This window comes from Brumicola blandensis, from assembly GCF_031846165.1.
Lineage (GTDB): Bacteria > Pseudomonadota > Gammaproteobacteria > Enterobacterales > Alteromonadaceae > Glaciecola > Glaciecola blandensis.
The window spans coordinates 429031-435872 of record NZ_JAVRIE010000004.1 but is presented as its reverse complement, the minus strand read 5'-3'; the positions used below and the strand labels follow the sequence as shown (position 1 = coordinate 435872).

The window sequence follows — 6842 nt, the reverse complement described above, 5'->3', positions numbered from 1 at the left end:
ATTTTTGCGCAATCCAATTCTGCAAATCTTTATTTTGCCTTAGTTTTCGCTCTCTGCATTTTTGTTAGAAGGATAATGCTGTTCCCACATCTTATTACTGAATCGATTGTTTGGATCAAACTGCTTTTTTAACTTAAAGAACTCATTCGCGCGAGGGTAGCTGGCATGAAATTGTCCGGTGCTTGCGTGCAATTGATAAGGCAAATAATAAGCTCCTCCTTCCGCAATGGCAGCATCAATGAGTGCTTGGCTCCACACTTTCACTCTCGCTTTGTCATCTTCACTGGTGCCCTGTCGGTAATAAACCACAAAAGCAAAGACTTCCTCTCTTGCCCAGGCAAGCAAAGAACCGGTATCCGGCAAAGCGTGACGAATGGAGACATTGAGCACGTTTACCTCATAGCGCTGAAATATCTCAGCCATGTTTTCCGCGAAACTGTTAAAACGATCTACAGGCACAAAGTATTCTCGAAGGGCATAGCTTGTGTCTTTCCTGCTATTTGGCTCTAGCTCGTATAGATTTAAGCTGGCTTCGCGATTGCGCCACTGAACGACGTCACCATGGTTAATAGATGGATCCAAAACATACTGTCGTAACCATTTTCCGATTCGATGATCGGCAACAAATTCACTCACTTTCGGTTGCCACCAATAGTCGGTATTATGGTCAATAAGCCGCTCTTCAATAGTGAGTACTTTCTCTGTTTCTATCCAAGATACGCTGCGCAAATTTTGATACTCAGGGGGATAAATCACTGCATTATGAAACACAATGCCGGTATTCGGTTTTACGTTTTTAGCGAAAAATGATGGGTAATCGCTTCGTGACATCACCTCGCTTTGACGTTCGATCTTAGTATTCGATACAAGGGTTAGAGTTGCTTCAACGATGACACCAAAAGCACCATACCCACCAATTGCACCATAAAATACTTCTGAATTTTTTTGTGGCGAAGCTTCCACTAACGAACCATCAGCAAGCACTAATTTGAAAGACTTAACTGAACGAATGATTGGGCCCTCACCCATATATCTTCCGTGCACATTCACGCTTAGCGAGCCACCGACAGTGAAATTAGCGTACGATTGCATAATCTTAACCGACAGGTTTTCGGGGTCGATCACTTCTTGGATATCTCGCCAACGAATACCGCTTTGCACAGTAATTTCTTGGCTTTCAAAATCCAGCGACAGTACTTTGTTAAAGTTCCTCATGTCGAGGTGAAGGGACTCTTCTAAGGCAATTTGTCCACCTTGACTAAAACGACCTCCGCCAATGGATATTTTGCCAGAAGAAGCCATAATGGCATCTTTGATTTGTTCGATAGTTGTTGGGGCAAGGACATTATTAACCAGAATGGGATTTAGCTGAGTGATATCGTTCACCCATTCGGGCGAGCGCTTTATTGCCGGTTCGTTTGGGCTAAAGTCGACAAATATGTAACTTGCTAAACCGGCCAATAACAATATGAATATTCCGATGAAAATCAATATTGTCTTTAATGCTGCCTTCCATAAGCTCATTCTGATCCCTTTAACGTATATTCGTGAGTTTTATAGTCAGCTCTATTCTTGATCGAAGAGACTCGAGGTTTCTAGCTTTCTGCACAGACTACCTATTTGATCACAATTTTTTTAAGTTTGACTATTCAACTGCATGAGTTTAGTGAAAGACAAGTAAACCTAGCTTCTTTTTGTCTAATTAATGTGGTTCAAACTGCTTTTAAAATGTCAGATTTTTTTACAAAAAAATATTATCAGCCAATGAAAATTACGTAACCATTTAATAAGTATGCAAATTTAAAAATGGAACACTTTATGCTTAGTGTATATGAAACATTACACGACAAATCTGTTTTTTTGGTTTGTTGCAAAAATAAATTAACTGAGGGAACATATCATGCTAAGTAAATTGTTGAAGACGATATCTTTTACAGTGCTGCTTGGTGGTTTGTCGTTAACAAGTCATGCTGCCATTATTGAGTACAACTCTAACTTCTCTACGAATAACACGTCCAATTATAATACAACATATGGATATTCGTTTGGCGACTCTAACATAACCAGTTCATCTCTCTCGCTCGCTAGATTCGATTCAGGTTTAGGAACATTGACTGATGTAGAAATCAGCTTCACTAGTGAATGGGACCATTTTTCCTATGCGTCAGCGTACGATAACAGTTCAGAAAGAACTTCTTACAGAGACTGCAATTGGTGGGGCAGTTGCTCAACATACTATCGATACAGTAACGATACCTTCGTGAACATGACTTCGTCTGCAGATTTCTCTTTATCTTTGACAGACCCGTTCCAATCAACTTCCGCTACACGCGATTCTAATTATGACAATTGTTCACGCAGCTACAACACCTCAGGTTATGTTACTTGTTCGGACAGAACTAATGACGACGGTATATTCAATGGCGTCCTAGATACAAGTATGTTTTCTCTTAACGATTTTATTGGATCTGATGATTTAGATTTCTCCTTTAACATAAACGCGGCTATGACAGGGTATTGCGACAATAATGATAATGGAGACCGTTGTTATGGGTACAATGACGCTTACTGGAGAGGTAATATTTCTGTTGCATATACTTATGATGAGGTAACAGCCCCAGGCGTCGCAGTGCTTTTATCAATTGGTTTACTTGGCCTTTTAGCTCGAAGAAAACGAGCGTAAATAATATTTTGCCATAGCTATTACGACATTAAGTACATCTAAACACAGTGGGCTTATTAGCCCACTTTTTTATTATCAACCAATTGGCTTTTAGTATGCCCAACAACGCAACCTTATTATTATTCGTTATCATCTCATTAATAGTAAGCGGTTGTGATGAACACGTAGCTGTTGAGCCTGATGTAAACCAAAACAAATCTAACTCTTCTAGCAAGCCTTACCTGAATCAAAGTTTCACCCTCCCAGATCTAACTAACTCTACCGACATTGTTAGAGAGCATTTGCAATACTTATTTATTGAGGCTAAGAAAGCTGATGATAATAGAGCTTCCTTTGCTAGGTATGCAGACGCATTGTTTATAAACTACTTTTACAACGATGCGAAAGATGCGTATATGACTTTGGCTGTAATAGAACCTAGGGGACATAAGTGGTTTTCAATGTTAGCAGTAACATCTTACAATTTGGGGCAAACAGAAGAAGCCCTAGATTACATAAGGCAGGCAAACCAGTTAAATGACGACCATATAGCTTCTCTCTTCTTTGAAGCTAGACTAATGGAAGAAACAGGAAATTACGAACGAGCAAAACACTATTACCAAATTGTATATTCTAAGTTTCCTAACATTGTTGAGAGCAATTTTGCCCTTGGAAAGCTATTGTTTAATATGGGGCAATATGAAGAAAGTCGCGACTATCTGGAAAAAGCAATGCAATTGTCACCACAGTCGTCGATTGCGAGAGCATACTTGATTCGACTATCAAAAATAGTCGATATTAGTATCGATATTCCAGCAGAAAATTTAGCCTACAATGAGGCACAGTTAAGTTTACCGCATCCTTATTATGAGGAGGTAATGACTGAAGGACGGACTTTGAACGATTTGAGATTTAACATAAATCGTTCAATTAGCAAACAGGATAGTCTAGCTACAATTAAGTACCTTAAATTACTAATTACACATTACAACGATCGCGTTCAAGAAGATGATTTTCTGAAACTATCACATTATTTAACTTTTGAGAGAAGGTTAAATGAAGCTAAAAAAACTTACCTAAAAGCAATAAACAGGTTTCCTAGTTCGTCGACATTCCATCTTGGCTTTGCTGATATAGCGCTAAGTGAAAAAAAGTATGAGTTGGCGCGAGAGCATTATGAGAATGCTCTGTCTATGCAGGAATCAGATAACGACAAAGCCAGGTCATTACAAGGTATTGCTAGAATTATTGCAAGTAAAGGAGAGTTTGAACGAGCGCTTTCCCTATTGAACGAAGCTGCAGCGTTATGGAAAGACAATCCTATTTTTCAAATGGACTTAATGAGAGTAAATGCCGACCTTGGTAGGTTTGAAAAAGCTTTTTTTCACCTAGAAAAAGCTGAAGAACTGGGGTTTAATATTCCAAACCAATTAAAAGAAAGGTTGACCCGCTTGGCAACGCAGAAATGATCTCCCCAAGAAATGACGTGAATACGAGTCTAGGCAAAAGACTTGCTAAAACTTTATTAGTGACTGCAGTTTTGCTTTTCATAAGTGGAATATATCTTACTGGCATTTCGGTGTGGGAAGGAATTTTAGGAGAAAACCTTGAAAAAGCAAACTTTCAATATGTCTTTGCTATACACCTATTAGTTAGTGCTCCATTTATTCTTCTATTTGCTTTGTATCTAACGTCCCATTTAATTGCCATCAAACATATTAGAAATACCCGTGCACGGACAGCAGGCATATACTTGTCTCTTAGTGTCGTTTTAACTTCATTAACTGGCGCACTTCTGATCCGCGGTGTATTCGATTTTGAACTAAATGCATCCATGTTGAGAAACTTGGTTTATGCCGCGCATATTATAATTCCTTTGCTAGCTATACTGCTCTATTTTCGCCACCGAAAAAACGGCCGCCACCCCATTCAAATAGAATGGTTCTGGACAAAACTGAGTGCCTCTACGCTAGTTTTGATTGCGCTTACTGGCATTAGTGTAATCAGTTTCGACGAAGATGAGCAGACCTTAGATTTTCTGCCTTCTTTGCTCAAAGTGAAAACTGATAGCATCATTAATTCTGAATCATTTATGCTCGATAAATATTGCCAAGGCTGCCATCAAGATACTCATAACCAATGGTCTAGTAGTGCACATAAGTTTTCATCATTCAACAATCCGTTCTATAGCTTCTCTGTGAACAACACAAGGGCGCATATGTTAGAGCGAGATGGAGATGTTGTTGCCTCTAGGTTTTGTGCTGGATGTCATGATCCTTTACCACTAATTTCGGGCGTTTTCGATAGTCCTAGCTTTCCAACTAATAACGAAAAGTCTGCTAAAGCAGGCATAACTTGTACCGTATGCCACTCAGTTATCAGTATTGATTCGACAAAAGGAAATGCTGATTTTACCTTACAAAAACCCACTCATTATCCATTTGCATTTAGTGATTCAGATTTACTTCAATCATTTAGTAATGTTTTACTTAAATCGAATCCGGATTTTCACAAAGAAACATTTTTAAAACCACTGCATAAAACGCCAGAGTTTTGTGGCTCGTGTCATAAAGTACATATACCGGAGAAGGTTAATAAGTATAGATGGTTGAGAGGTCAAAACCATTATGATTCTTTTCTGCAAAGCGGAGTTAGTGGGCATAATGTAGACAGTTTCTATTATCCTAAGCAAGCGAAGAATAATTGCAACAGTTGTCATATGAGTTATCAAATCTCAGACGAAGATAGCGGTGCAAAAATGCAAAGCATTTCCTCTGAGCTTTCTATAAGAGACCATCTATTTGCGAGCGGCAACACTGCGATTGCAGCGACATTGAGCTATGATCGTGACAGTGTTATACAGAGGCATAAGGATCTTCTTGAGGAATCCGTGTCGTTAGATATCGTCGGCATAAGAGAAGATGGAAAAATCAATGGTGAATTTCAATTTCTTCAAAATGAAAGTAATGTCAACTTAGCCGCAAACAAAACGTATCTGATAGAAGTTGTTATACGAACCAAAACTTTGGGTCATCTGTTTACAAATGGTACAGCAGATTCCAATCAGCTATGGGTTCAACTACAATTATTTGATGAGGATTTAGAGATTGGAAGCAGTGGTAAGCCACTTGCAACAGGCGAAATACCTGAATTAGAAACACATTTCATTAAAAACTTTTTAGTGGACGCTGAAGGAGAACGAATCAAAGAGAGAAATGTCGAAGACATTTTTACATCAGCAAAAAGCCATCAAATCCCACCTGGAGCGGCTGATGTCGTTCATTTCAAATTCACTTTACCCGCGGGCTATTCAGAAAAACTAAGAATAGACGCAAAACTCAACTATCGAAAATTCGACAAAGATTATGCTAACAAGAGCTTTAGGGCTGCTGGATTATTAGAGCAAGCATTACCAACGACAATTATTTCTCAGGATTCAGTATCTATAGTAGGTGACAAAGTTAAAATTGCTAACAGTCGTGCGAAAGCAACTCCACCTCAAAGATTAAATGATTACGGTATTGGTCTGTTACGCAAGCCAAGTAAAAAGCAATATAGACAAGCAGAAGAGATCTTTAAGTTGGTAGAGCAATACGGAGAAGCCCAAGGAACGATGAATTTAGTTCGACTCTATTACAACGAAGGGCAACTAGAGAAAGCTTTTAAAAAGCTCGATTCTCTTCACAGCACTGGCATTGACAATAGTTGGTCAGCAGAGTGGTATTCTGCGCTAATAAGCATTGACAACGGTTTTATAAATGAAGGTATACAGTCGCTTAATAAACTAATGAATATTGATAATTGGCCTTCTGCGAAAGAAAGAGGATTTGATTTTTCTAAAGATTACGACCTATTAATTAAGTTAGCAGAAACCTTATTTTTATATGCAACAATAAACGAAGGAGATATATTGAAATATAACTCTTTAATCAATGAAGCTAATACGATTTATAGTAGGTTATTAAGTCTTGATCCTGAAAACGCAAGCGCACATTTCGGTATAGCTAATATAGCCCGAACTCAAGGAGATAGTGATAAGGCAAATTATCACTCAACATTATATAAAAAATATAAGCTGGACGAACATTCAGAATCTAGTGCTGTTACCCTAGCCCGAGCAAAAGACTCCTATATTGATAAAATCGTCAATGCCGTAGTAATTTATTCACTCAATTGATAG

4 protein-coding genes are annotated in these 6842 nt (G+C 38.5%); 3 read left to right on the top strand and 1 reads right to left on the bottom strand.

The features are described 5' to 3' along the window. Positions 1-39 precede the first annotated feature (39 nt). A complete protein-coding gene (locus RM544_RS12325) occupies positions 40-1524 on the bottom strand; it encodes an FAD-binding oxidoreductase (protein ID WP_311362091.1) in 1485 nt (494 codons plus the stop codon). 376 nt (positions 1525-1900) lie between these two features. Here RM544_RS12325 and RM544_RS12320 point away from each other — a divergent pair, with 376 nt between their 5' ends. The 3 genes from RM544_RS12320 to RM544_RS12310 all read left to right on the top strand — a co-directional run bounded on the left by RM544_RS12320 (position 1901) and on the right by RM544_RS12310 (position 6839). Continuing rightward, positions 1901-2683 (top strand): choice-of-anchor E domain-containing protein, encoded by a 783-nt coding sequence (locus RM544_RS12320; protein WP_311362090.1) that lies wholly within the window; start codon positions 1901-1903, stop codon positions 2681-2683. Positions 2684-2778: 95 nt separating this feature from the next. Next, positions 2779-4131, top strand: a complete 1353-nt coding sequence (locus RM544_RS12315) for a tetratricopeptide repeat protein (RefSeq protein ID WP_311362089.1) — start codon at positions 2779-2781, stop codon at positions 4129-4131. A gap of 17 nt (positions 4132-4148) precedes the next feature. Continuing rightward, positions 4149-6839, top strand: coding sequence for a multiheme c-type cytochrome (locus RM544_RS12310; protein ID WP_311362088.1), 2691 nt, complete (start codon positions 4149-4151; stop codon positions 6837-6839). Positions 6840-6842: the final 3 nt, after the last annotated feature.